The organism is Amycolatopsis sp. FDAARGOS 1241 (assembly GCF_016889705.1).
Taxonomy (GTDB): Bacteria; Actinomycetota; Actinomycetes; order Mycobacteriales; family Pseudonocardiaceae; genus Amycolatopsis.
On sequence record NZ_CP069526.1, the window covers coordinates 2,253,451 to 2,276,775 of the forward strand.

Genomic DNA, 23,325 nt, shown 5'->3' on the forward strand with positions numbered 1-23,325 from the left:
AACCACAAACTTTGTCAGACACGCCCTAGCGGTCCCAGAGAACCGAGAAGGGTGAGGCGCTCCGTCGTCGATGTGCCCGCCGCGGGCGAGAACAGGGCGAGGATCTGTGTGCGCTCCTCGTCGACGAGCACCTGGCAGTCGAGTTCCAGCAGGCCCGCCTCGGGGTGCTGGATCCGCTTGCGCCTGCTGCGCATCACGCCCACCGAATGCAGACGCCACAGGGCCTCGAATTCCGGGCTCACCCGTCGCAGCCGATCGACCAGGTCCTTCGCCTGCGGGTCGTCGCGGCGGACGGCTGCGGCGCGCAAGTCGGCGACGAGCGCCCGGGACTCCGTCGCGTGATCCTGAACCGGATATCCGCCCCGGGCCCGGGGATCGGTGAACCACCGGTACACCACCGTGCCCGTGGCACCACGCAGCCGGGTCAGATCGCCGAAGATGGCCCAGGCCAGGTCGTTCTGGGCCAGGGTGGCACCGAGGTCGGTCATCACCTGAGCCGGGACATCGGAAAGGCGGTCCAGCACACCGAGCAGGGTCGGCGCGACGTGCTCGTCGGACCGTCTGCGGTCCGGCGGCCGGTGCCCGGCCAGCCGGAAGAGGTGGTCGCGCTCGTCCAGGGTCAGGCACAGTGGGCGCGCGGTCCTGCTCCAGACGGATGTAGTAGTCCGTGGAGATGTCGGTCAGGCGTGCGACCTCCTCGCGGCGCAGTCCGGGAGTGCGCCGGCGCCCCGTGCCCGGGAGACCGGCGTCCCCGGGGTTGAGCGCTTCCCCTGCACACCCGCAGGAAATCCGCCAGCTGCTGGGTGTCCACGCTCCGAGTCTGCGTCGCGGCCAGACCGGCAGCAAGAGACCGCCGGTCCCTGGGTAAGGCGACTCTGCCTGACGGCTCGGATCGGCGAAACGCTGGTCACCGGACCGGGAGCCGCCTGGCCGGATGACGATGGAGAAAATCTTCATGAGCGAGGCTGTGACTTTACGGACTTTGCGGACTTCCCAGACTTCCCAGGCTCCCCGGACCTGGTTTCTCACCGGCGCGTCCCCCGGGCTGGGTGAGCACTGGGCCGCGGTGATCCTCGCCCGCGGTGACCGGCTCGCGGCGACCGCCCGGGACAAGGCGGCGCTGGCGTCGCTGTCCGAGCAGTACGGCGACCGCTTCCTGCCCCTTTAGCTCGATGTCCGCGACTCCGCGGCCGTTCGCGACGCCGTGCGGAGCGCTGAGGTGACGTTCGGCGGAATCGACGTGCTGGTCAACAACGCAGGTCACATGCTGGTCGGCGCCATCGAAGAGGTCGATGAGGAACAGGCCCGGGCCCAGATGGACGTCAACTACTTCGGTGCGCTGTGGGCCACTCGGGTCGTGCTGCCCGGGATGAGAGAGCGCCGTGCGGGCCGGATCCTGCAGGTCTCGTCACTCGGGGGACTGGTCGCGTATCCGGCGCTCGGCATCTTCCAGGCGTCCAAGTGGGCCCTGGAGGCGATGAGCGAGTCACGCGCGGCCGAAGTGGCCGCGTACGGCATCCACGTCCCGTTGATCGAGCCGGTCATGTTCACGACCGGTCGGGCGGCCGCATCCCCGCAGGCCCGGCAGCAGCCGGCCTACGCCCACGCCCGGCAGGCGCTGTACGCGGACGCCGGAGCCGGCGGCCTCACTCCGGGCGATCCCGCGGCGACGGCCGAGGCCCTCCTCGCGCTCGTGGAAACACCCGAGCCAGGCTGGAGCAGTGGGACCACTCGCGCGCCTCGCGCAGGGAAAGCCGGGCGGATCATGAACTGCTCCGACCGGCACGCCGACGCGCGGCGGATCCCGACGGACGGAAAATACTGCAGTCCGGCCGACGGTTCGGTGCCCCTCCCCGGCGCCGACCTCGCCCAGACAGCGGAAGGCGCAGCGAACCCGTACTGCAGCCGTGCCCCCTCGCGTCGTGGAAACCAGGCGGCTGGGTAAGGCAAACAGGTGAGCGCTGTGAAGCGCACGAACATCAGCGACCGGCGGACCTCGGTGACCTCACCTCGGCCTCCACCACCGGCCCGCGGGCCGCCGATGATGCCCGACACGACCGGTGCACTGAACCTGCCCGCGCTGACAGGTCCCGCGAGTGGCCAACTGCCGCCCAAGCAGCGGCCGGGCCCTTCGCGCCGGCCCCATGAGGACCGCCGCGGGTCACTGCGCGCGACCGGCACGCTCTAGGCTCCGGTTCATGTTCGAAGACCTCGAGTTCCCCGTGATCGCGGCGCCGATGGCGGGCGGTCCGACGACGCCCGAGCTCGTCGCCGCGGTCACGGCGGCGGGCGGGTTCGGTTTCCTCGCCGGCGGCTACCTCTCGGTGGCCGCGCTGGACGAGCAGATCAGCCGCACCGCCGAGCTGACCGGCGGCCGGTTCGGCGTGAACCTGTTCGTGCCCGGCAGCAAGTCGGCCGTGGACCTCACCGACCACCGCGAGCGCATGGTCACCGAGGCGCTGCGCTACGGCGTGGAGCCGGGGGAACCGGTGTGGGACGACGACGAGTACCCCGCGAAGCTCGACCTCGTGGTGCGTCACCGCGTGCCGCTGGTGTCGTTCACCTTCGGAGCGCCGACGTCGGCCGAAGCACACCGCGTGCACGAGTGCGGTGGCCGGGTCGCCGTGACGATCACGAGCCCCGACGAGGCCGATCTGGCGGCCGCGCGCGGCGCCGACGCGCTCGTGGTCCAGGGCTTCGAAGCGGGCGGGCACCGCGGCCTGTTCACCGACGACGCCACGAACCCGGCGGGTGGCGAGCAATACGGCCTGCTCGCCCTGCTGCGGCTGGTCGCCGCGCGCACGAGCCTGCCGCTCATCGCCGCGGGCGGGCTGGTGCACGGCGCCGACGTGGCCGCCGTGCTGGCGGCCGGTGCGGCCGCGGCCCAGCTCGGCACGGCGTTCCTGCAGACGAACGAGGCCGGCACGGCGTCGGCGCAGCGCCGCGCGCTGGCAGAGGGCGGGCGGCTGACGGCGTTCACGCGCGCGTTCAGCGGCCGCCCGGCCCGCGGCCTGGTCAACCGCGTGCTGAGCGATCTCTCGGCCCACGCGCCGGCCGCGTACCCGCAGCTGCACCACCTGTCCAAGCCGATCCGCGCCGCGGCCGCGCGCGCCGACGATCCCGAGGCGATGTCCCTGTGGGCGGGGCAGACGTACCCACTCGCCGCGGACGGGTCCGCGGCGTCGGTGGTGGAACGGCTCCGTGCCGAAGCCAAGGCGGCCGTCGAACGGCTCGACCGGCTCCGCTGACGAACCGGGGCGGGGCCGCGCGGCCCCGCCCCGGCACAGCTCAGTCCGAAGTGGACTCGTCGGTGCCTTGACCCGACGAGCCGCGCGCCAGCAGCGAGTGGCGGCGGCTGTAGCCGAAGTACACGAGCATGCCGATCACGAACCAGACCGCGAACCGCAGCCACGTTTCCGGCTTCAGGAACGTGATCAGCCAGATCGAGAACACGACGCCGATGATCGGCACCACGGGCATGCCGGGCGTGCGGAACGTGCGCGGCAGGTCGGGCCGCTTGTAGCGCAGCACGATCACCGCGATGCACACCACGACGAACGCCAGCAGGATGCCGATGTTCGTGAGCTCCGCGGCCTCGCTGATCGGCAGGAACCCGGCGATGACGGCCGACGCGACACCGAGGATCCACGTCGTGCGCGTGGGCACCTTGCGCACCGGGTGCGTTTTGCCGAACCACTTGGGCAGCAGGCCGTCGCGGCTCATCGAGTAGCCCACGCGCGTGGCGCCGAGCAGGAACGTGAACAGCACCGTGAGGATGCCGATGATGGCGCCGACCGCGATCACCGCGCCGAGCCAGCCGAGGCCGACCTTCGCGAACGCGCTCGAGAACGCCGCCTCCGGGTCGATGTCGGTGTAGTTCACCATCCCCGTGAGCACGAGGCAGGCCAGCACGTACAGGACCATCGAGATCCCCAGCGAGTACATGATCGCCTTCGGCATGTGCTTCTGGGAGTCCTTGGACTCCTCGGCCGCGGTCGACATCGCGTCGTAACCGAACACCGCGAAGAACACCGTGGCCGCGCCGGTGAACGCGCCGCTGATGCCGAACGGGAAGAAGTTGCTGTAGTTGCCCGTCTTGATGTGGAACGCGCCGACCACGATCACCAGCACGACGAGACCGACCTTCAGGTACACCAGCAGCGTCTCGAACCGCGCCGCGTTCTTCATGCCCTGGTTGAGGATGAACGCGATGAGCAGGCACAGCACCACGGCGAACAGGTTCACCACGTACGAGTGCGGGGCCACGCCGTCTGACTCGGTGCCGGGCGCACCCGACATCCACTCGGGCAGTGACACGTGCAGAAAGCCCAGCAGGTCGTTGAAGTAGCCCGAGATGCCGATGGCCACCACCGCGACGATCGCCGTGTACTCCAGCAGGAGGTCCCACCCGATGAACCAGCCGACGATCTCGCCGAGCACGGCATAGCCGTAGGTGTAGGCGGAGCCGGCGCGCGGGATCAGCCCGGCGAACTCCGCGTAGGAGAAGGCGGCGGCCGCGCTCGCGACGCCGGCGATGAGGAACGAGATCAGCACGGCGGGACCGGCCGTCTGGTTGGCCACCGCGCCCGCGAGCGAGAAGATGCCCGCGCCGATGATGCCACCGACGCCGATCGCTGTCAGCTGGCGCAGCCCGAGCGTGCGCTGCAGGCCGCCTTCCGCGGTCGACTCGATGTCTTCGATCGGTTTGCGGCGGAAGATCCCGGACCCTGTTCCCAGGCTTCGCGAAGCGGACATCGATGTCTCCTCATGCGTCGTGAAACGAGCCCGGGTCACGGGCTCTGACGGCGCACCGTACTAGGCCGTGTCCGGTCTGTCACCGACGTTGCGGCATGGGCGGAACGTCAGCCCGCGGCAGTGTCCTCGGCGGTCGCCGCGGCAGGCGGGGCCGCCGGCTTGGTTCCGCCCGCACGCACGGCGCCGGCGGCGAAGAACGTGAGCAGTTCGGCGATCTCCGGCGGATCGTCCAGCTGCGGGCAGTGGCCCCAGTCCTCGCGCACCAGCAGGCGGCTGTGCGGCACGAGCGTGTGCAGCCGCCGCCCGGCGGCCGACGTCACGAGCTTGTCCTTGCCGCAGGCCACGACCAGCAGCGGCACGCGTACCCGGTCGAGCTCGTAGGCGTCGGCGAGTTCCGTGACGAGCTGGCGCGCCTGCTCGAGCCGGGTGGTCGTGGCCCGGTAGTCGGGGAAGAGCGTGGTGAAGCGGCGGACCTGGCCAGCGTCGGCGGTCCCCGAGTCGGCGTACAGCAGCCGCGGCACGACCTGCTCGGCGACGGCGCGCACCACGAAACCCGGCACGGGCAAGGGAAGCGCGGAGTACAGCCGCAGCGGCAGCGGGTTGCGTGCGACCGTGCGCACGAGCCACGAGTCGACGAAGCCGGGAGCGGCGATCGACACGACCCCGATGACCGGCAGCCGCGTGTTCTGCGCCGCGCGCAGGCTCAGCGTGCCGCCCAGCGAGTTGCCGGCCAGCACGACGGGGCCGAGCACGGCCTGTTCCCGGACGACGCCCGCGGCGAACGCGTCGAGCTGCGGCAGCATCGGGCCGGGCCGCAGCGGCTGCGCGTCGCCGAACCCGGGCAGGTCCACGGCCACGGCCGCGATGCCCTCGGCGGCGAGCTCCCGCAGCACCGGGCGCCAGGTGTCCGCGCTGTCGCAGTACCCGTGCAGCAGCACGAGCCGCGGGCCGCGGGGCTTGTCAGCGGGGTGTTTGCGCGACCGCTTGGGCGCCTCCACTACCGGAGGACCGACCTCGAAGACGCGGGTCCGCACGCCGGCGAAGCGCCGGAAGGACACCCGGATCGGGTCCGGTTCGCTGCTGGTCCGGCCGCTCCGGACAGCCGGTGCGGGCCGCTTCGACGCGGTCATGTCTACAGGTTAACCGTCCAAGGTCGAGTTCTGGTCGAACTTCGGGGGTAACAAGCCGATTGCGAACTCGGGGTGTTGACGGTTCACGAAACAGGGGTTATAAGCCCCGGCCCGGGCTCATCCGCGACGGATAAGCCCAGGCCGGAGCGCTTCTGTCGACTCAGCGGGTGAAGACGATCTTGCCCGCGGTGTCGCCGTCGAACATCGCGCGGAAGCCGTCGGCGGCTTCGGCGAGGGGGAGTTCCTTGCCGATCTGCGGCTTGATCCCCTTGAGATCGAGGTAGGCCAGCAGGTCCGCCAGCTCGTCGCGGGTGCCCATGGTCGAGCCCGCGACGCGCAGCTGGAGGAAGAACACGCGCTGCAGATCCGCTGACGGGTCCGGGCCACTGGTGGAGCCCGCTACGACCACGATGCCGCCCGGCTTCAGCGACTTCAGGCTGTGGCCCCACGTGGCCTTGCCCACGGTCTCGAACGCGGCGTCGACGCGTTCGGGCAGCCGGGCACCGGACTCGAACGTCCGGTGCGCGCCGACCGCCTCGGCCAGCGCGCGCTTCTCCTCGCTGCGGCCCGTGACCCACACGCGGAAGCCCGCCGCGCGCCCGAGCGCGATCAGCGCCGTCGACACGCCGCCGGACGCGCCCTGCACGAGCATCGTCTGGCCGGGGCGCAGGCCCGACTTCACGAAGAGCATGCGGTACGCGGTCAGCCACGCCGTGCCCATCGTTGCCGCCTCGGAGAACGTGAGGCCGGCCGGTTTCGGGACCACGTTGCGCGCGGGCACCACGACCTGGTCGGCCATTGTGCCCTGGTACTTCTCCGTGAGCAGCGTGCGCTTCGGGTCCAGCGTGTCGTCACCCTGCCAGCCCGGCGCGTTCACCACGGAGTGGAGCACGACCTCCGTGCCGTCGTCCAGCGTGCCGGCGCCGTCGCAGCCCAGGATCATCGGGAACTGGTCGGGCTTGATGCCGACGCCGCGCAGCGTCCACAGGTCGTGCATGTTGAGGCTGGCGGCCTTCACGTGCACCCGCACCCAGCCTTCGGGCACCTCGGGTTCGGGCCGCTCGCCGACGACCAGGGAGTCGAGCGGGGACTCGGCGTTGGGTTCCTTCGCGTATACGGCGAACATGGCAGCAACGTACCGCCCCTGGGTGGGCCTGCGCAGCCTGGCGCGCGTAGGCTCACACCCGTGTTCAACGGGCTGGCCGACTGGTGGGACGGGGTCGAGCTCTGGCTCGCCCAGGCGTGGTTCCCCGTCCAATTCGTGCTGGTCATGGTCGTGGTCGTGCCGCTGTGCCTGCTCGCCGCGTGGGCCATCGACAAGCTCGTGGGCCGCTTCGCGCGCTGGCTCGGCCCGGCTCGCGACGACGACGGCCGCGACTCCTAAGCTGGCGCACCATGGTCAACCGAAGGCGGATCACCGCGGCACTCGTCGGTCTCCTCGTGCTGGTGCTCGGGGGCTGGCTGGTGAAGGAGTCCGTGGGAGGCTCGTCCTCCTCGGCCCCCGCCACGCCGAGCACGTCCGCCACCGCCACCGCCGGCGCCGCGGGCATCGCCGCGAAGCTGCCCGGCGGCGACTCGGGGCTCCCCGTCGCATCCCTGTCGTCCCTGCCGCCCCAGGCGCGCGACACGTGGAAGCTGATCGTGGCGGGCGGCCCGTTCCCCTACCCGCGCAACGACGACGTCGTGTTCGAGAATCGTGAGAAGCTCTTGCCGCGGAAGCAATCGGGTTACTACCACGAGTACACGGTGAAGACGCCGAACAGCCCCGACCGCGGCCCGCGGCGGCTCGTGACGGGGCAGCAGAAAGAACTGTTCTACACCGGCGACCACTACGCGTCGTTCGTCGTCGTGGACCCGAACCGGTGACGGCCGGGGGCGAGGCGAAGGCCGCCGCGGACGAGGCCTTCGCGAGGGGCGCGTACCCCCACGTGGTGAACGGCGCAACGGCCGACAAAGCGGCCACGCTGGACGCGATCGCGGCGGCGATGTCGTTCCCGGACTACTTCGGGCACAACCTGGACGCCCTGTACGACATGTTGACGGACCTGTCGTGGCTGCCGGCCGGCGAGCACGTGCTGATCTGGACCGGGTCGGACGCGTTGCGGAAAGCGGATCCGAAGACGTACCTGGCGATCCGGAGCGTGTTGTCGGACGCTCAGCGGGCGCTGGGGCCGTCGGGCGGGAAAGCCGATTCCTGGCGGCTGACAGTGGTTCTGGCCGACTCCTGATCGCAACGGCTCTACACACGCAACTGGGCAGCCTGGCCTGGCCACTGCGGTTTCGGTCGGGCGGCTCTTCGCGCTGGCGCGCGACGTTGCGCCTGGGGTGGTTGCGAGGGGCACCCCGATCTTTGAGTGTCACCACGGTCTGGACCACGTGTCAAGGCGGGAAAGCGTACCTTGACACGTGGTCCAGACCGCGGAGAAGGCGGGGATCGAGGTGCAGGGCCAGGGCTGGGTGCACTGGTAGGTGGCGTAGTGAAGTCGCGGTTTTCTGTGTGTGGGAGCCGTTTCAGGCTTCGGTCAGCCTTCCGGGACCCAGTTCGGCTTGCGTTTTTGGGCGAAGGCCAAAATGCCTTCTTGGCCTTCTTCGCTGGCGAAGAATCCGGTGGACAGTTCGTTCATCGCCGCGAAGCCGTCCGCCGGGGTGGCGGGGCGGGGTCGGCTCAGCAAGGTCTTCGTGGCTGCCAGGGCCTTCGGGCCGCCGAGGGTCAGGGATTTCAGGTACTTCTGCACGGTCTCGTCCAGCTCCGTCGCGGGGACGACGGCGTTGAGCAGTCCGATCTCCGCGGCGCGCCGGGCGTCGAAGACGTCGCCGGTGAGGAAGAGTTCATGGGCGGCGCGGGGGTTGAGGCGGGGGAGCACGGTGAGCGAGATGATCGCCGGGACGACGCCGATGCGGACCTCGGAAAAGGCGAACGTCGCTTCGGGGGCGGCGACCGCGATGTCGCACGCGGCGACCATGCCGATGCCGCCGGCGCGGGCGGGGCCGGCGAGGCGCGCGACGACGGGCTTGGGACTCGTCCACAGCTGGTCCAGGATCTTCGGGAACTCGTTGACTCCCTGGTCGCCGGCGCCGGCGCCGCGGGCTTCCTTGAGGTCCATGCCCGCGCAGAAGACGGGGCCGGTGTGGGTCAGGAGCACCACGCGCACCGCGTCGTCGGCGATGGCCTTGTCGAGCGCGCCGGACAGCTCGCGCCGCAACTGCGCGGAGAGGGCGTTGCGGTTGTGCGGGGAGTCGAGGGTGATCGTGGCGGTGCCGCCCACCACGTCGTAGTGCACCAGTTCGTCAACCATGGCACCACCCTCGCACACCGGGCTGCGGCGACCGCTGTGACGTGCGTCTGGGCGCCCCGTGACGGTCGGCCGCGAGTGGCGTCAGCCGATCGTGGTGGTCGTGAAGACCGGTCTCGGCGACGGGGACGTACGCCGCGGGCGCCGAGACGCGAGGCCCGGGTCGCCGTAGCTCGTGAAGGCCGGCTTCGTCTCGATCGTGCCCGACGAGCACACCGTGAGGGCACGGTCACGGTCGGCAGTTCGAACGACGCGCCGCCCGCGATCGGCCGGGAACGCCGGCGTGGCAACGGCCTACCAAGGCGGGTATCAGATTCAGCTCCAACTGTTGACCTTCGGCAGATCGTGCTGCTGAGCCGGGACCCGGAGCACGGCCCCGTGGTAGCGCCGCAGCACGGCAGCGGCCACGCGCGGGTCGGTGCCCAGGGGTTCGGCCAGGAACACGCCCCGGTCGGCCTCGCGCGCCAGCGCCGCGATCCGGTCGGGTAGCAGGCCCGGCGCGAGGAACCACGACGCCACGACGACCCGCCGCACCCCGCGCGCCCGCAGCCGCGCCACGGCGGCCGGCACGTCGGGCTGCGCGGCGCTCGCGAACGCCTCGGTGACCGGCAGGTCCAGGTCCGCCTCCCAGCGTGCGGCCAGATCCGCGACGGCCGCGTTGGCCCCGGCGTTCGACGACCCGACGGCGCTCACCACGACCCCGTCGCCGGGGCCGAGGCCCGCGCCGGTCAGCCGGTCGAGCGCGACCTCCTCGAGTGCCGCGTCGACGCCGAGCACGTCGGACACGTGCACGTCGAAGCCAGGGCACTCGCCCTGGACCTCGGCGACGAGCGCGGGCAGGTCCACGCGCGCGTGGAACGCGCTGCCCAGCAGCAGCGGCACGACGACGGCCGAGCGGTGGCCCTGGGCGTACAGGCGGCGCAGGACGTCGGTGACGCGCGGCTCCGACAGGTCCAGGAACGACTCGTACACCTCGACGTCCGCCGCCTGCGCGCGCACGCGTTCCACGAGCCCCCGCACGGTCGCCGCCGAGCGGGGGTCGCGGCTGCCGTGCGCGACGGGAACGAGGGGCGGCGTCACGGGAACCGTTCGCCGACCAGCCCCGCGGCGAGCGTCTCGCCGTCCTTCGGGTCGATCACGAGGAACGCGCCCGTACGCGGGCTCGCGGCGTAGTCGTCGACGCCCAGCGCCTCCGCGAGCCGCAGCTCGACGCGGCCGATGTCGTTGAGTTCCAACGTCTCCGGCTCGTCCACACTGGACAGTGTCTGCTCGTCGAAGCGAGCAGTCAGTTCGGTGACGATCGCCTGCACCGTGCGCGTGCCGTGCTTCACCAGCACTCGCGCACCCGGCTTGAGCTGCTTGGCCGACAGCCAGCACAGGGTCGCGGTGAGCTCGTCGGTGACCCGCGGCGGCCGGTCGGCCACGGCGATCAGGTCACCGCGCGAGATGTCGAGGTCGTCGGCGAGCAGGAGCGTCACCGAGGTGCCCGCGCCGGCTTCGTCGAGCGGGCCGTCGGCTGTGTCGATGCCCTCCACCGTGCTGCGCAGGCCGGCGGGCAGGACCACGACCTCGTCGCCCGGGCGCACGGTGCCGGCGGCGATCTGCCCGGCGTAGCCGCGGTAGTCGAGGTGCTCGGGTGTGCGGGGCCGGATGACGTACTGCACGGGGAAGCGGAACGCGGCCTCGTGCGGGTCCGGCGCCACCGGCACCGTCTCCAGGTGCTCGAGCAGCGACGGCCCGTCATACCACGGCGTGCGCTCGGAGCGCGTGGCGACGTTGTCGCCCTCCAGCGCCGAGACCGGGATGGTGACCACAGCTGCGCGCGGGTAGCCCAGGGATTCGGCGTGGGCGGTGAATTCCTTGGCGATGACGGTGAAGGTTTCCTCGTCGTGGTCGACGAGGTCGATCTTGTTCACCGCCAGCACGAGCCGCGGCACCCCGAGCAGCGCCAGCACCGCAGCGTGCCGCCGGGTCTGCTCGACCACACCCTTGCGCGCGTCCACCAGCAGCACGGCGAGCTGCGCGGTCGACGCGCCGGTGACGGTGTTGCGCGTGTACTGTACGTGCCCCGGCGTGTCGGCCAGCACGAAGGACCGCTTCGGGGTGGCGAAGTAGCGGTAGGCGACGTCGATGGTGATGCCCTGCTCACGCTCAGAGCGCAGCCCGTCCACCAGCAGCGACAGGTCCGGAGTGGACAGTCCCTTGTCGACCGACGCGCGCGTGACGGCGTCGAGCTGGTCGGCCAGCACGGACTTGGTGTCGTAGAGCAACCGTCCGACCAGGGTGGACTTGCCGTCGTCGACGCTGCCCGCGGTGGCGAGCCTCAGCAGTGAACTCATCAGAAGTAGCCCTCCCGCTTGCGGTCCTCCATCGCGGCCTCCGACATCCGGTCGTCGGCCCGCGTCGCGCCGCGCTCGGTCAGCCGCGACGCCGACACCTCCGCGATCACCTCGTCCACCGTGGCCGCGGTCGACTCGATCGCCCCCGTGCACGAACCGTCACCCACGGTCCGGTACCGCACCGACAGCTCGCGGACGTCCTCGCCCGCGCGTGGCCCGCCCCACGGACCCTCGGTGAGCCACATGCCGTCACGCTGGTAGACCGCGCGCCGGTGGGCGTAGTAGATCGAGGGCAGCTCGACCTTCTCGCGGGCGATGTAGTTCCACACGTCCGCCTCGGTCCAGTTCGACAACGGGAACACCCGCACCTGCTCACCGGGGCGGTGGCGGCCGTTGTAGAGGTTCCACAGCTCCGGGCGCTGCCGGCGCGGCTCCCACTGGCCGAACGCGTTGCGCAGGCTGAAGATCCGCTCCTTCGCCCGCGCGCGCTCCTCGTCCCGCCGGCCGCCGCCGAAGACCGCGTCGAACTTGTTCTCCGCGATCGTGTCCAGCAACGGCGTGGTCTGCAGCGGGTTGCGCATGCCGTCGGCGCGCTCTTCGAGGCGGCCGTCGTCGATCCAGTCCTGCACCTTCGCCACCACCAGGCGCAGCCCGTGCTTCTCGACCACGTGGTCGCGGAAGGCGATGACCTCGTCGAAGTTGTGGCCGGTGTCCACGTGCAGCAACGGGAACGGCACCGGCGCGGGCCAGAAGGCCTTGATCGCCAGGTGCAGCAGCAGCGTCGAGTCCTTGCCGCCGGAGAACAGGATCACGGGCCGGTCGAACTCGCCCGCGACCTCGCGGAAGATGTGGATCGCCTCGGATTCCAGCGCGGCCAGGTTGTCGGTCGCGATCGCGGTGGCGGGCTCCTGCGGGGCTCGCCCCCCGGCCTGGGGCGCGGCCCCGGAAGACGCCCCGGAAGACGCCCCGGAAGACGCCCCGGAAGACACAGTGGGAGTGGTCATCGGTCCTTCCTCAGCCGTGCAGTCCGCACTCGGTCTTCGACTGGCCGGCCCAGCGGCCGCTGCGCGGGTCCTGTCCCGGCTCCACCTTGGCGGTGCACGGTTCGCAGCCGATCGACAGGTAGCCCGCCGACACCAGCGGGTTCTCGAGGATTCCGTGGTCGCGGATGTAGCCGTTGAACTGGTCGTCGGACCACGCGGCGATGGGGTTGATCTTCACGAGCCCGTTGCGCTCGTCCCACGTGACGATCGGGGTGTTCGCGCGCGTCGGCGCGTCCACGCGGCGCACGCCGGTGACCCACGCCGAGTACTGCGAGAGCGTCGAGCGCAGCGGCACGACCTTGCGCAGGAAGCAGCACTGGTTGGGGTCGCGCTCGAACAGGTTCTTCCCGTACTCCGCGTCCTGCTCGGCCACGCTCTGCTCGGCCTGCGCGTTGACGATGCGCACCCCGGGGTACACGGTCTGGACCGCGTCGCGCGTGCCGATGGTCTCGGCGAAGTGGTAACCGGTCTCGAGGAACAGCACGTTCAAGTCCGGCTTCACCTGCGTGGCCAGGTCGATGAGCACCGCGTCCTGCATGTTCGACGCGACGATGAAGTCGTCGCCGAAGTGCTCGACCGTCCAACTCAGGGCTTCGGCCGCCGTCGCCTCGGCCAGCTCCTTCTCCGCGCGTTCGGCCAGGGTCCGGTAGTCAGCTGTGGCCGTCATCGAAGCGTCTCCTCCGGTAGGGACAGTCCGTGGAACTTCACCGAGAACCTGCGCCGGCAGCTGCCGCAGAGCCAGTCGCCGTCGTCGGCGGGGCGCAGGTCCTCGTCACCGCAGAACGGGCAGTAGTAGGGCACCGCCCGTTCGGTCGAGGTCACTGCAGCACGCTCTCGTCCGCGCGGCCGACCCACTGCGCGAACCGCTCGCCCGCCTCGCGGCCGGCGAGGTAGGCGCGCACCACGCGCTCGACGTAGTCGGACAGCTCGTCGGCGATCACCTTGTGCCCGCGCAGCTTCCGGCCGAACCCGGCATCGGCGCCGAGGCCGCCGCCCAGGTGCACCTGGAAACCCTCGACCTGCTTGCCGTCGGCGTCGGTGACGATCTGGCCCTTGAGGCCGATGTCGGCGGTCTGCACGCGGGCGCACGAGTTGGGGCAGCCGTTGAGGTGCACGGTCACCGGGTTCTCGAGGTCGCCCTGGATGTCGGCGAGCCGCTGCTCCAGGTCCGCAACCAGCGCCTGCGCGCGGGCCTTGGTCTCGACGATCGCGAGCTTGCAGAACTCCAGGCCCGTGCAGGCCATCACGCTGCGCCGCCACGGCGAGGGCTTCGTCTGCAGGCCCAGCTCGGCGAGCTCGGTCTCCAGGCCGGGCACCTCGGCTTCGGGCACGTCGAGGACCACGAGCTTCTGCTGCGGCGTGAGCCGCACCCGCTCGGAGCCCGCGCGCTCGGCGGCCTTCGCCACGGCCAGCAGCGTCTCGCCGTTCACGCGGCCGGCGACCGGGGCGGCGCCGACGTAGAACTTGCCGTCGACCTGCTTGTGCACACCCACGTGGTCGATGGGGCTCGGCGGCACCTCGGGCGCGGGGCCGTCGATCAGCTCGCGCTTGAGGTACTCCTTCTCCAGCACCTCGCGGAACTTCTCGGGTCCCCAGTCCTTCACGAGGAACTTGATGCGGGCGCGCGAGCGCAGGCGGCGGTAGCCGTAGTCGCGGAAGATGCCGATCACGCCGGCCCACACGTCGGGCACCTCGTCGCGGGGCACCCAAGCGCCGAGGCGCCGGCCGATCATCGGGTTGGTCGACAGGCCGCCGCCGACCCAGACGTCGAAGCCGGGACCGTGCTCGGGGTGGTTCACGCCGACGAACGCGACGTCGTTGATCTCGTGGGCGACGTCCTGCTGCCCGGAGATCGACGTCTTGAACTTGCGCGGCAGGTTGGCGAACTGCGGGTCGCCGATGTAGCGGCGCTTGATCTCCTCGAGGGCTGGCGTGCCGTCGATGATCTCGTCGGCCGCGATCCCGGCGACGGGCGAGCCGAGGATCACGCGCGGGCTGTCGCCGCACGCCTCCATGGTCGTCATGCCGGCGTTCTCGAGCTTCTGCCAGATCGCCGGCACGTCTTCGATCTGGATCCAGTGGTACTGGATGTTCTGCCGGTCGGTGATGTCCGCGGTCCCACGCGCGTGCGTCTGCGAGATCTCCGCCAGCACGGCGAGCTGCTGCGTGGTGAGCATGCCGCCGTCGATGCGCACCCGCATCATGAAGTAGCGGGCGTCGAGCTCTTCGGGCTCCAGCGTCGCCGTGCGGCCGCCGTCGATGCCTTCCTTGCGCTGGGTGTACAGGCCGAACCAGCGGAAACGGCCGCGCAGGTCACCCGGGTCGATCGAGTCGAAGCCGCGGTGGGCGTAGATGTTCTCGATGCGCGCGCGGGCGTTGAGCGGGTGGTCGTCCTTCTTCGAGCGTTCATTGGGGTTCAGCGGTTCGCGGTAGCCGAGCGCCCACTGTCCCTCACCGCGCTTCTGCCGCGGACGGCTCTTCGCGGGGGTTTCACGCGTGGGAGAGGCCATGAGGAGTCCTCCGGGTTCGTGGCTCCGGCCCGCGTTCGGCCCGCTTTCCGGGCAGCGTGGATCGCGGCGGGTCCGGCGCCGGCTGTCCAGGTGTGGTGGGCTGGCTGGTCGGGCGTCGGGAGTCAGCGGACAGGCCGGCAGAGGGCGCTCGCGACGCGCAGCAGGTCGACGTGGCGGCGCGCCACGAGAAGGACACCGGCAGGACTCACGCGACCAGATAACCACGCGTCCAGAACGTGGTCCAGGCGCGTCCGGATCGTGGGAGAAGCCGCACCGGGGGCTTGCGCACGCCGCCCGGTTGTGACTGGCGGGCGCCGTCTGCCTGCGGGTTTGTGCTTCCGGGGCGGGTATTCCCGGCGGCCACGGCGCGCGTTTCAGCGGACAGGCAGTGCCGGCGCGCTTCGTTCGGCGGCCGAAGTTCCGCACCGGTGGCGCAGGGCCGTCCGGGCCCTCCGGCACGGAGAGGGACAATGGACGTCGTGCCTGTTCGTGACGTCGTTGAGCCCCTCGAGACCGGATTGCCCGAAAGCGCCCTGGACGGGCTGGGGCAGCGGCCGTTCGGGGTGTACGTGCATGTGCCCTTCTGCGCGACCCGCTGCGGGTACTGCGACTTCAACACCTACACCGCCGGTGAGCTGGGCTCGGCGGCCTCACCGAGGTCGTGGCTCGACGGGCTGCGGCGTGAGCTGGAGCTGGCCGCGCGCGTGCTGGCGGAGCCGCCCGCCGCGGAGACGGTGTTCGTGGGCGGGGGCACGCCGTCGCTGCTCGGGGCGGACGGGCTGGGCGAGGTCCTCGACGTGGTCCGGGGCGCGTTCGGGCTCGCGCGGGGCGCGGAGGTGACGACCGAGTCGAACCCCGAGTCGACCTCGCCGGAGTTCTTCGAGGGCATTCGCGCGGCCGGGTACACCCGCGTTTCGCTCGGGATGCAGTCGGCGGCGCCGCACGTGCTGCAGGTGCTTGACCGCGTGCACACGCCGGGCCGCCCGGTCGACGCCGCACGCGAGGCGCGGGCCGCGGGGTTCGAGCACGTGAACCTCGACGTCATCTACGGGACGCCGGGCGAGCGGGCCGAGGACCTGCGGGCCTCGCTCGACGCCGTGCTGTCTGCGGGCGTCGACCACGTGTCGGCGTACGCGCTGATCGTCGAGGAGGGCACGGCGCTCGCCCGCCGTGTCCGCCGCGGTGAGCTGCCCGCGCCCGACGACGACGTGCTCGCCACCGACTACGAGGTGATCGACTCCGTGCTCTCGACCGCCGGGCTGCACTGGTACGAGGTGTCCAACTGGGCGGCGCACGCCGGGGCGCGCTGCCGCCACAACCTCGGCTACTGGCAGGGCGGCGACTGGTGGGGCGCCGGCCCCGGCGCGCACAGCCACGTCGGCGGCGTGCGCTGGTGGAACGTCAAGCACCCGGCCAAGTACGCGTCGCTGCTCGCCGAGGGCCGCAGTCCCGAAGCGGGCCGCGAGGTGCTCACCGCCGAAGACCGCCACCTCGAACGCGTGATGCTCGAACTCCGTGTCGCAGAAGGACTTCCGCTCGACGCGCTCGACGCCGCCGGTGTTGCCGAAGCCCGTGCCGCCGCGGCGGAAGGACTGCTGGAGTCGTCCCTTCTGGACAGTCGTGGCCGCGCGGTGCTGACGGACCGCGGGCGCTTGCTCGCAGACGGTGTGGTCCGCCGCCTGGTCGGCTGAAGTTTCGCTCGGGCGGGCATAAACGTGGCTGATGGTTCGTTGGTCGAAGTATCGACGAACGAGGGAGTCGCTCATGCCGCAGGCGGTCAGGTACAGGGAACACGGCGGGATCGACGTCTTGCGGGTCGAGGACGTCCCTCGCCCGGTGCCCGGCCCCGGCGAAGTTCTCGTGCAGGTCAGAGCCGCCGGCATCAACCCCGGTGAAGCCGCGATCCGCGAAGGTGCCTTCGCGCAGCAGTGGCCCTCGGCGTTCCCGTCCGGCCAGGGCAGCGACCTCGCCGGCGTCGTCGCCGAGCTCGGCGCGGGCGTCGACGAGATCCAGGTGGGGGACGAGGTCATCGGCTTCGTGCACACGCGGTCGAGCCAGGCCGAGCTCGTGGTCGTCGAGACCGGGAACCTGACGCCGAAGCCCGCGGACGTGCCGTGGGAGGTCGCGGGCGCGCTGTTCGTCGCCGGCACCACCGCGTACGCCGCGGTGCGCGCCACGCACGTGCGCGAACCCGACACCCTTGTGGTGTCCGGCGCCGCGGGCGGCGTCGGCTCGCTGGTCGTGCAGCTGGCGAAGCTCACCGGCGCGACCGTCGTCGGCATCGCGAGCGAAGCCAACCACGCGTGGCTGCGCGAGCACGACGTGGTCCCGGTGGCCTACGGCGACGGGCTCGAAGACCGGATCCGCGAGGTCACCGGCGGCAAGGTCGACGCGTTCATCGACACCTACGGCAACGGTTACGTGGACTTGGCGTTGCGCCTCGGTGTCTACACAGGACGGATCGACACCGTCATCGACTTCGCCGCCGCGCAGAAGTACAACGTGAAGACCGACGGCAACTCGGCCGCGGCCAGCGCCGACGTCGTGCGCGACCTCGCCGCGCTGGTGGACAAAGGCCTGCTCGAGGTGCCGATTGCCGCGACGTACCCCCTCGCGCGGGTGCAGGACGCCTACCGCGAGCTGGAACAGCGGCACACGCGCGGCAAGATCGTGCTCAAGCCCTGACCAAGGCCTGCAACCCGCCGACGAACATCGCGAGCGCGAACTCGAAGCGCTCCGCGCTCGTGTTCTCGGTGAAGAACTCCCCGGCGTGCAGCAGGTTCGGGAACGCCTCCGCGGGCAGCGACCGCATGTAGTCCGCCATCTGCCGCCCCCGTTCGGCGACCTCGGCTTCGTCGTAGTCGCCGAACGTCCAGCTGCTCGCCTCGTACGCGTAAGCCTTGGCGTACAAGCTCAACGCATCACCCGCATACGTCGCCTGCTTGAGGTCCAGGCCGCCTGCGCGCAGGATTTTCAGCATCACCTCGCCCTGCCGCAGCGAGTTCGGCGTGACCGGCACCGGCGTGTTCCACGCGACCTTCGCGATGCCCGGGTACGCGACCATCGCGCGCACCTGCTCGCGCACCTGCTCCTTCACCTGCTCGGCCCAGCGCGCCGGGTCCGGCTCGGGCGCCGGCACGTCGCCGAGCGCTGCGTCGAGCATGAGCTCGTCGAGCTCCTCCTTGTTGGCCACGTGCGCGTACAGCGACGCCGGCCCGGTCTCCAGCTGCTGCGCCACCCGCCGCATCGAGACGGCTTCGAAGCCCTCCGCTGCGAGGATGCCCAGCGCCGTCTTCACCACCAGGTCCCGGGACAGCACGGGTTTTTCGGCGCGCCGGCGCGGGCTTCTGGCGGCGCGGCGCCACGGCGGCGGCGGAACGGTCATGGCGCTCAGGGTAGCCGCACCGTGGCTTGACGCGAACGGCGTTCGTAAGTAGAACGGTGTTCGTTAAGGCGAACGATGTTCGACAAGGAGTGCAACCATGACTCGTCAGGACGAAGTCCTCGCAGTGCTCGGCCGGCTCGCCGACGCCTGGAACAGCGGCGACGCCGCCGCGTACGCCGAAGTCTTCACCGAAGACGCCGACTACGTGACGTTCTTCGGGCTGAACCTGCCCGGTCGCGAGCGGATCGAGAGCTCGCACCGCGCGCTGTTCGAGGGGCCGCTGCGCGGGTCCAAGCTGGGCGGCTTCGGCGAGGCGTCGGTGCGGTTCCCGCGCGAAGACGTCGCGATCGTCGTGTCCGGGGGCGGCTCGGCGCTCGACGGCGGCGACGCCGTGGCGCAGGGCCGCGGGAGCACGGTGACGTTCGTGCTGGTCCGTGAGACCGCGGGCTGGCGGATCACGTCGTTCCAGAACACGCGCGTGAGCGATCCGCGCGCGGTGGCGTGACGAAGCCGCTAGGCGGTACGGGGGGCGGGCGCGTACGGTGGGCGCAAGATAGGCAAACCTTAGTGAATGGGTGGTGTCCGATGGCCGAAGCTCCGGCGCGCAAGGGGAGGCCGGCCGTGCGCCTGTCGGTTCTGCGCAAGGAGAACCTGACTCCGCACATGATCCGGATCGTGGCCGGTGGCGAAGGTCTGCGCGAGTTCACGCCCAACGAGTTCACCGACGCGTACGTGAAAGTGATCTTCAAGGTGCCGGGTGTCGAGTACCCGGAGCCGTTCGACCTGCAGCGCATCCGCGCGGAACTGCCGCGCGAGCAGTGCCCGCGGATGCGGTCGTACACCGTCCGCTCCTACGACGAAGCCGCCGGCGAACTCGTGCTCGACTTCGTGGTCCACGGCGACGAGGGCCTCGCCGGCCCGTGGGCGATGCGCGCCCAACCGGGTGACGAGCTGCTGGTTTCCGGGCCCGGGGGCGTGTACGCCCCGCGGCCCGACGCGGCGTGGCACCTGCTCGTGGGCGACGAAGCCGCGCTGCCGGCCATCGCCGCGTCGCTCGAGGTCCTGCCGGCCGGGGCTCGCGCGCACGTGTTCCTGCTCGTGTCCGACGCGACCGAGGAGCAGCCGCTCGTGACGAAAGCCGACGCTCAGATCACCTGGCTGCACCGCTCGGCCGGCGCCGACCTCGCCGCCGGCGTGAAGGCGCTGCCGTGGCCGGGGGACGGCGTGCACGCGTTCGTCCACGGCGAGGCCGGGTTCGTCCGCGAGCTGCGCCGGTACCTGCTCGGGGAGCGCGGCGTGCCGAAGGAGGCGCTGTCGATCTCCGGGTACTGGCGCGAGGGCAAGAACGACGAGGCGTGGCGCGAGGAGAAGGCAGCCGAACGGGCTGCGGAAAACCGCTAGTCTCGCGGACATGAACGTGGAGACCGACCCGTCTTCGGCGGGGTTCGACGGTGAACGGCTCAAGCGGATCGACCGGCACTTCGATGCCTACGTGGACGACGGGCGGCTGCCCGGCTACCTCACTGTGGTGAGCAGGCACGGGCGCATCGTGCACGTGGCCTCCCATGGCAATCGTGACATGGAGTCGGGCGCGCCCGTCGAGCACGACACCATCTGGCGCATCTTCTCGATGACGAAGCCGATCACCTCGGTGGCGGCCATGACGTTCGTCGAAGAGGGCGTGATCGACCTCACCGATCCCATTTCCCAGTGGCTGCCGGAATTCGCGGCGCCGCAGGTCTACACCAAGGGCTCGGCGCTGCGGCCCGTCACGGAGGCGGCGACCGAGCCGATCCGGCTGTGGCACCTGCTCACGCACACGGCCGGGCTGACCTACGGCTTCCACCACACGCACCCGGTCGACGCGGTGTACCGCGCGTCGGGCTACGAGTGGGGCACGCCGCCGGGTCTGGACCTCGCTGCCTGCACCCGCGCGTGGGCCGAGTTCCCGCTCGTCTTCCAGCCCGGCAGCGAGTGGAACTACTCCGTCGCCACCGACGTCCTCGGGCGGCTCGTGGAGGTGCTCGCGGGCAAGCCGCTGGACGAGGTCTTGGCGGAGCGCATCTTCGGCCCGCTGGGCATGACGGACACCGGCTTCTGGACCAAGGAGACCGACCGCCTGGCGGCGCTGTACGTTCCGCAGCCCGGCACCAAGCTGCCCGTGCGCAACGACGCCTTCGGCGCCCTCGGCACCGCCAGCCCCGACTGCTTCTCCGGCGGCGGCGGCCTGGTCTCGACCGCGGCCGACTACCACCGCTTCACCCAGATGCTCCTGCGCGGCGGCTCACTGGACGGCGTGCGCGTGCTGGGGCCGCGGACCGTGGACCTGATGGCCAGCAACCACCTGCCGGGCCACGTGGACCTGGAGGCCTACGGCCGCCCGTTGTTCGCCGAAATGCCCTTCGACGGTTTCGGCTTCGGCCTGGGCTTCTCCGTGCTCGAAGACCCGGTCAAGGCGAAGACCCTGTCCAGTCCGGGCGAATTCGCCTGGGGCGGCGCCGCGTCGACGGCGTTCTGGGTGGACCCGGTGGAAGACCTGACGGTCGCGTTCTACACGCAGCTCCTGCCCTCGAGCACCCACCCGATCCGGCAGCAGCTGCGTCAGCTGGTCTACCAAGCCATCGTCGACTGAACCGGTTGGCGGTGCGCCCTCGGTCATCCGGCGCACCGCCTTCGGCCTCACCAGGAGACGCCGGCGCCGATCTGCGCAACGGCCGGTTCGGGCGTGGCCGAGGCCGTCGGGGCCAGGTACCGGGCGACGGGGGCACGCAGCAGGTCAGCTTGCCGGCAGATGTCCTCGGCGCTGTCGACGGGAATCCGGGTCTCCGCCTTGTTCTCGTCGAACACCCCGAGGTACTGGACGCCGGCTCGGGTTCCGCTCGGGACGTCAAGCCGATGGAGAACGAAGCATCGCCGTCCGGACCACCGAGCGCCTCTTGAGCCGGTCGTCGACCTGCTCGTTGAGGACTTGCCGCATCGCCTTTTCGACCAGCGGTACGAACTGTTCCCGCACGCGTCGTCAGGAATCGCACCCACTCGTCCTCGGGCTGCTCGAACTGCGCGGTGAGGATGCGCTTGAGCCGGCCGATGACCGTGAGTTCACTGGCCGCGCTGACGGCCGAGTCGAGGTCGAACGACTGCTCGGTCGGACCGTCCGGTCGCGTCACCCGTGCGGGGAGTGCGGTTCACTGCGCGAACGTCCACTCCGTGGCCCCGTAAGGCTCCGCGCCGGCGACGCCCACGGCGCGGCGCAGGGACAGGCGGTAGAGGTGCCACGGGGCGGGGCCCGCGCTGGGAGCGCTGTAGGGCGCCGTGAAGGCCGAGTCGGCGACGGTGGCGGGCCAGCCGCCGGAGCGGTAGACCGCGGCGAGGCGCTCGAGGTCCGCCGCGTCGGTCACGCGGGTCGCCGTGCCTTCGAGCGTGAGGTCGATGCCCTCGAGGCGCACGCCGACCGCGCAGTGCGGGTTGCCGGAGATCAGGCGGGACTTCAGGGTGCCCGGGCCGCTGACGAAGTAGAGCGTGTCGTCTTGCCACACCGCGCCCACGGCGGCCGTGTGGGGCCGGCCGTCGGAGCGCACCGTGGTGAGGAAGAAGGCCAGGTCGGCCGTGGGAGTGTCGCGGACGAGCAGGTCGAGCGGGCGGCTCCAGGGGAGCTCCGCGTTCCCGTAGATGTCGAGGTTCTTGGTTCCGATGAGTTCAGTCATGCCCACACGTCGAACGAGCCGGCGTGGAATCGACAAGGACCGGCAAAGGAACTCCGCGCGGCAGAACACCCGCGCCGGCAACGTCCCCACTGGCGGTCACCACGGCGGCCAGGTGCGGGAAAACCTCCGGCGGTGTCCCGAGCACCGGAGCACCGCCGGAGGATCAGGTCACGAGCTTCCCGACGACCTGGCTGCCGTACGCTGCCAGCGTCTCCTCGCGCTGGTCGTGCATCAGGTACAGCGCGAACTGGTCCACGCCCAGCGCCGCGAGTTCCTGCAGCCGCGCGACGTGCGCGGAGGCGGGACCCAGCAGGCAGAACCGGTCGACGATCTCGTCGGGCACGAAGTCCGTCGACGGGTTGCCCGCCCGGCCGTGGTGGCTGTAGTCGTAACCCGTGCGCGCGCTGATGTAGTCGGTGAGCTCGTGGGGCACCGGCCCCGAGTCGCCGTAGCGCGCGACGAGGTCGGCAACGTGGTTGCCGACCATGCCGCCGAACCAGCGCAGCTGCTCGCGCTGGTGCGCCAGGTCCTCGCCGACGTACGCGGGCGCCGCCACGCAGACCGTGATGCCACCCGGATCGCGCCCGGCCTCCCGCGCGGCTTCGCGCACCGCACCGACCGTCCAGCGCGCGATCGCCGGGTCGGCGCACTGCAGGATGAAGCCGTCGGCGTGCTCTCCGACGGTCTTCAGCGCTTTCGGCCCGTAGCCGGCCATCCACATCTCCAGCCGGCCGCCCCGCACCCACGGGATCTGCACCACCGTGTCGTTCATCGTGACCTCACGGCCCTCGGCGAGGTCCTTCACCACGCGCATGCAGTCGCGCACCGTGGCCAAAGTGGACGGTGGCTTGCCGACGACGCGGTGGGCCGAGTCGCCGCGGCCGATGCCGCACACGGTGCGGTTGCCGTGCATGTCGTTGAGCGTGGCGAAGGTCGACGCCATCACCGCCCAGTCACGCGTGTCCGGCGACGTCACCATCGGCCCGACCACCAGGGAGGACGTCTCCGCCAGGATCCGCGAGTAGATCACGAACGGCTCCTGCCACAGCACGCACGAGTCGAACGTCCAGCCGTAGCGGAACCCCCGGTCCTCCGCCGCTTTCATCAGCCGCACGACGTCGGACGCCGGCGGATCGGTCTGCAGCACGATCCCGAAATCCACGGCG

At 71.1% G+C, this 23,325-nt stretch carries 27 protein-coding genes; 11 read left to right on the forward strand and 16 right to left on the reverse strand.

Annotated features, from left to right (window positions below; genetic code table 11):
- Window positions 1-14: 14 nt before the first annotated feature.
- Window positions 15-524, reverse strand: coding sequence for a hypothetical protein (locus I6J71_RS50525; protein ID WP_370542115.1), 510 nt, complete (start codon window positions 522-524; stop codon window positions 15-17).
- Window positions 525-955: 431 nt separating this feature from the next.
- Here I6J71_RS50525 and I6J71_RS11135 point away from each other — a divergent pair, with 431 nt between their 5' ends.
- The 3 genes from I6J71_RS11135 (at window position 956) to I6J71_RS11145 (ending at window position 3,248) form a co-directional block, all read left to right on the forward strand.
- Entirely contained in the window at window positions 956-1,168 is a 213-nt protein-coding gene (locus I6J71_RS11135; RefSeq protein WP_204094643.1) for a hypothetical protein, read from the forward strand.
- Between the two features lie 51 nt (window positions 1,169-1,219).
- Window positions 1,220-1,945, forward strand: coding sequence for an SDR family NAD(P)-dependent oxidoreductase (locus I6J71_RS11140; RefSeq protein WP_239154650.1), 726 nt, complete (start codon window positions 1,220-1,222; stop codon window positions 1,943-1,945).
- A 253-nt stretch (window positions 1,946-2,198) separates the two neighbouring features.
- A complete protein-coding gene (locus tag I6J71_RS11145; protein WP_204094645.1) occupies window positions 2,199-3,248 on the forward strand; it encodes a nitronate monooxygenase in 1,050 nt (349 codons plus the stop codon).
- A 40-nt stretch (window positions 3,249-3,288) separates the two neighbouring features.
- Here I6J71_RS11145 and I6J71_RS11150 read toward each other — a convergent pair whose 3' ends face one another.
- The 3 genes from I6J71_RS11150 to I6J71_RS11160 form a co-directional block, all read right to left on the reverse strand.
- Window positions 3,289-4,755 carry an amino acid permease gene (locus I6J71_RS11150; RefSeq protein ID WP_204094646.1) on the reverse strand — a complete coding sequence of 489 codons (1,467 nt, stop codon included), beginning with the start codon at window positions 4,753-4,755 and terminating at the stop codon, window positions 3,289-3,291.
- 107 nt (window positions 4,756-4,862) lie between these two features.
- Window positions 4,863-5,885 carry an alpha/beta fold hydrolase gene (locus tag I6J71_RS11155; RefSeq protein ID WP_204094647.1) on the reverse strand — a complete coding sequence of 341 codons (1,023 nt, stop codon included), beginning with the start codon at window positions 5,883-5,885 and terminating at the stop codon, window positions 4,863-4,865.
- A gap of 160 nt (window positions 5,886-6,045) precedes the next feature.
- On the reverse strand, window positions 6,046-7,011 hold the full coding sequence (locus tag I6J71_RS11160; RefSeq protein ID WP_204094648.1) for a zinc-binding dehydrogenase: 966 nt from the start codon (window positions 7,009-7,011) through the stop codon (window positions 6,046-6,048).
- Window positions 7,012-7,071: 60 nt separating this feature from the next.
- Between I6J71_RS11160 and I6J71_RS11165 the strand changes: the two genes are divergently transcribed.
- From I6J71_RS11165 to I6J71_RS11175, 3 genes are read left to right on the forward strand one after another with little or no spacing between them, the layout of a single operon-like run.
- Entirely contained in the window at window positions 7,072-7,269 is a 198-nt protein-coding gene (locus I6J71_RS11165; protein WP_204094649.1) for a hypothetical protein, read from the forward strand.
- Between the two features lie 11 nt (window positions 7,270-7,280).
- A complete protein-coding gene (locus tag I6J71_RS11170) occupies window positions 7,281-7,751 on the forward strand; it encodes a ribonuclease domain-containing protein (protein ID WP_204094650.1) in 471 nt (156 codons plus the stop codon).
- Window positions 7,748-8,113 (forward strand): barstar family protein, encoded by a 366-nt coding sequence (locus tag I6J71_RS11175; RefSeq protein ID WP_204094651.1) that lies wholly within the window; start codon window positions 7,748-7,750, stop codon window positions 8,111-8,113. Before I6J71_RS11170 ends, I6J71_RS11175 begins: the two co-directional genes overlap by 4 nt.
- A 294-nt stretch (window positions 8,114-8,407) precedes the next feature.
- On the opposite strand, the gene I6J71_RS11180 is transcribed toward I6J71_RS11175, so the two are convergent.
- From I6J71_RS11180 to I6J71_RS50530, 8 genes are all read right to left on the reverse strand, one after another.
- Window positions 8,408-9,181, reverse strand: coding sequence for an enoyl-CoA hydratase-related protein (locus I6J71_RS11180; RefSeq protein WP_204094652.1), 774 nt, complete (start codon window positions 9,179-9,181; stop codon window positions 8,408-8,410).
- A 312-nt stretch (window positions 9,182-9,493) separates the two neighbouring features.
- Entirely contained in the window at window positions 9,494-10,258 is a 765-nt protein-coding gene (locus I6J71_RS11185; protein ID WP_204094653.1) for a sirohydrochlorin chelatase, read from the reverse strand.
- The gene (locus I6J71_RS11190) at window positions 10,255-11,517 is read right to left on the reverse strand and encodes a sulfate adenylyltransferase subunit 1 (RefSeq protein WP_204094654.1); all 1,263 of its coding nucleotides are present in this window, start codon (window positions 11,515-11,517) and stop codon (window positions 10,255-10,257) included. The genes I6J71_RS11185 and I6J71_RS11190 overlap by 4 nt, the downstream gene beginning before the upstream one ends.
- Window positions 11,517-12,521: a sulfate adenylyltransferase subunit CysD gene (gene cysD / locus I6J71_RS11195; protein WP_239154652.1), complete on the reverse strand. Its 1,005-nt coding sequence runs from the start codon at window positions 12,519-12,521 to the stop codon at window positions 11,517-11,519. Before cysD ends, I6J71_RS11190 begins: the two co-directional genes overlap by 1 nt.
- Window positions 12,522-12,531: 10 nt before the next feature.
- Window positions 12,532-13,227, reverse strand: a complete 696-nt coding sequence (locus I6J71_RS11200; RefSeq protein ID WP_204094655.1) for a phosphoadenylyl-sulfate reductase — start codon at window positions 13,225-13,227, stop codon at window positions 12,532-12,534.
- On the reverse strand, window positions 13,224-13,382 hold the full coding sequence (locus I6J71_RS11205) for an Insertion element protein (protein WP_204094656.1): 159 nt from the start codon (window positions 13,380-13,382) through the stop codon (window positions 13,224-13,226). Before I6J71_RS11205 ends, I6J71_RS11200 begins: the two co-directional genes overlap by 4 nt.
- On the reverse strand, window positions 13,379-15,070 hold the full coding sequence (locus I6J71_RS11210) for a nitrite/sulfite reductase (RefSeq protein WP_204094657.1): 1,692 nt from the start codon (window positions 15,068-15,070) through the stop codon (window positions 13,379-13,381). The genes I6J71_RS11205 and I6J71_RS11210 overlap by 4 nt, the downstream gene beginning before the upstream one ends.
- 122 nt (window positions 15,071-15,192) lie before the next feature.
- Window positions 15,193-15,279, reverse strand: coding sequence for a putative leader peptide (locus tag I6J71_RS50530; protein WP_350540000.1), 87 nt, complete (start codon window positions 15,277-15,279; stop codon window positions 15,193-15,195).
- A 270-nt stretch (window positions 15,280-15,549) separates the two neighbouring features.
- Between I6J71_RS50530 and hemW the strand changes: the two genes are divergently transcribed.
- Window positions 15,550-16,761, forward strand: a complete 1,212-nt coding sequence (hemW, locus tag I6J71_RS11215; RefSeq protein ID WP_239154654.1) for a radical SAM family heme chaperone HemW — start codon at window positions 15,550-15,552, stop codon at window positions 16,759-16,761.
- Window positions 16,762-16,834: 73 nt separating this feature from the next.
- On the forward strand, window positions 16,835-17,755 hold the full coding sequence (locus tag I6J71_RS11220) for an NADP-dependent oxidoreductase (protein WP_204094659.1): 921 nt from the start codon (window positions 16,835-16,837) through the stop codon (window positions 17,753-17,755).
- Here I6J71_RS11220 and I6J71_RS11225 read toward each other — a convergent pair.
- Window positions 17,745-18,455 carry a TetR/AcrR family transcriptional regulator gene (locus tag I6J71_RS11225; RefSeq protein WP_204094660.1) on the reverse strand — a complete coding sequence of 237 codons (711 nt, stop codon included), beginning with the start codon at window positions 18,453-18,455 and terminating at the stop codon, window positions 17,745-17,747. The genes I6J71_RS11220 and I6J71_RS11225 overlap by 11 nt on opposite strands.
- 97 nt (window positions 18,456-18,552) lie before the next feature.
- Between I6J71_RS11225 and I6J71_RS11230 the strand changes: the two genes are divergently transcribed.
- The 3 genes from I6J71_RS11230 to I6J71_RS11240 all read left to right on the forward strand — a co-directional run bounded on the left by I6J71_RS11230 (window position 18,553) and on the right by I6J71_RS11240 (window position 21,087).
- Window positions 18,553-18,960, forward strand: a complete 408-nt coding sequence (locus tag I6J71_RS11230; protein WP_204094661.1) for an SgcJ/EcaC family oxidoreductase — start codon at window positions 18,553-18,555, stop codon at window positions 18,958-18,960.
- Between the two features lie 80 nt (window positions 18,961-19,040).
- The gene (locus I6J71_RS11235) at window positions 19,041-19,856 is read left to right on the forward strand and encodes a siderophore-interacting protein (RefSeq protein ID WP_204094662.1); all 816 of its coding nucleotides are present in this window, start codon (window positions 19,041-19,043) and stop codon (window positions 19,854-19,856) included.
- 10 nt (window positions 19,857-19,866) lie between these two features.
- The gene (locus I6J71_RS11240) at window positions 19,867-21,087 is read left to right on the forward strand and encodes a serine hydrolase (protein ID WP_204094663.1); all 1,221 of its coding nucleotides are present in this window, start codon (window positions 19,867-19,869) and stop codon (window positions 21,085-21,087) included.
- Between the two features lie 47 nt (window positions 21,088-21,134).
- Here the strand turns inward: I6J71_RS11240 and I6J71_RS11245 are convergent, their stop codons facing one another.
- The 3 genes from I6J71_RS11245 to I6J71_RS11255 all read right to left on the reverse strand — a co-directional run bounded on the left by I6J71_RS11245 (window position 21,135) and on the right by I6J71_RS11255 (window position 23,321).
- Window positions 21,135-21,302 carry a hypothetical protein gene (locus I6J71_RS11245; RefSeq protein WP_204094664.1) on the reverse strand — a complete coding sequence of 56 codons (168 nt, stop codon included), beginning with the start codon at window positions 21,300-21,302 and terminating at the stop codon, window positions 21,135-21,137.
- A 338-nt stretch (window positions 21,303-21,640) separates the two neighbouring features.
- Complete coding sequence (locus tag I6J71_RS11250) at window positions 21,641-22,159, reverse strand: pyridoxamine 5'-phosphate oxidase family protein (protein ID WP_204094665.1); 519 nt, start codon at window positions 22,157-22,159, stop codon at window positions 21,641-21,643.
- Between the two features lie 163 nt (window positions 22,160-22,322).
- The gene (locus I6J71_RS11255) at window positions 22,323-23,321 is read right to left on the reverse strand and encodes a TIGR03842 family LLM class F420-dependent oxidoreductase (RefSeq protein ID WP_204094666.1); all 999 of its coding nucleotides are present in this window, start codon (window positions 23,319-23,321) and stop codon (window positions 22,323-22,325) included.
- Window positions 23,322-23,325 lie beyond the last annotated feature (4 nt).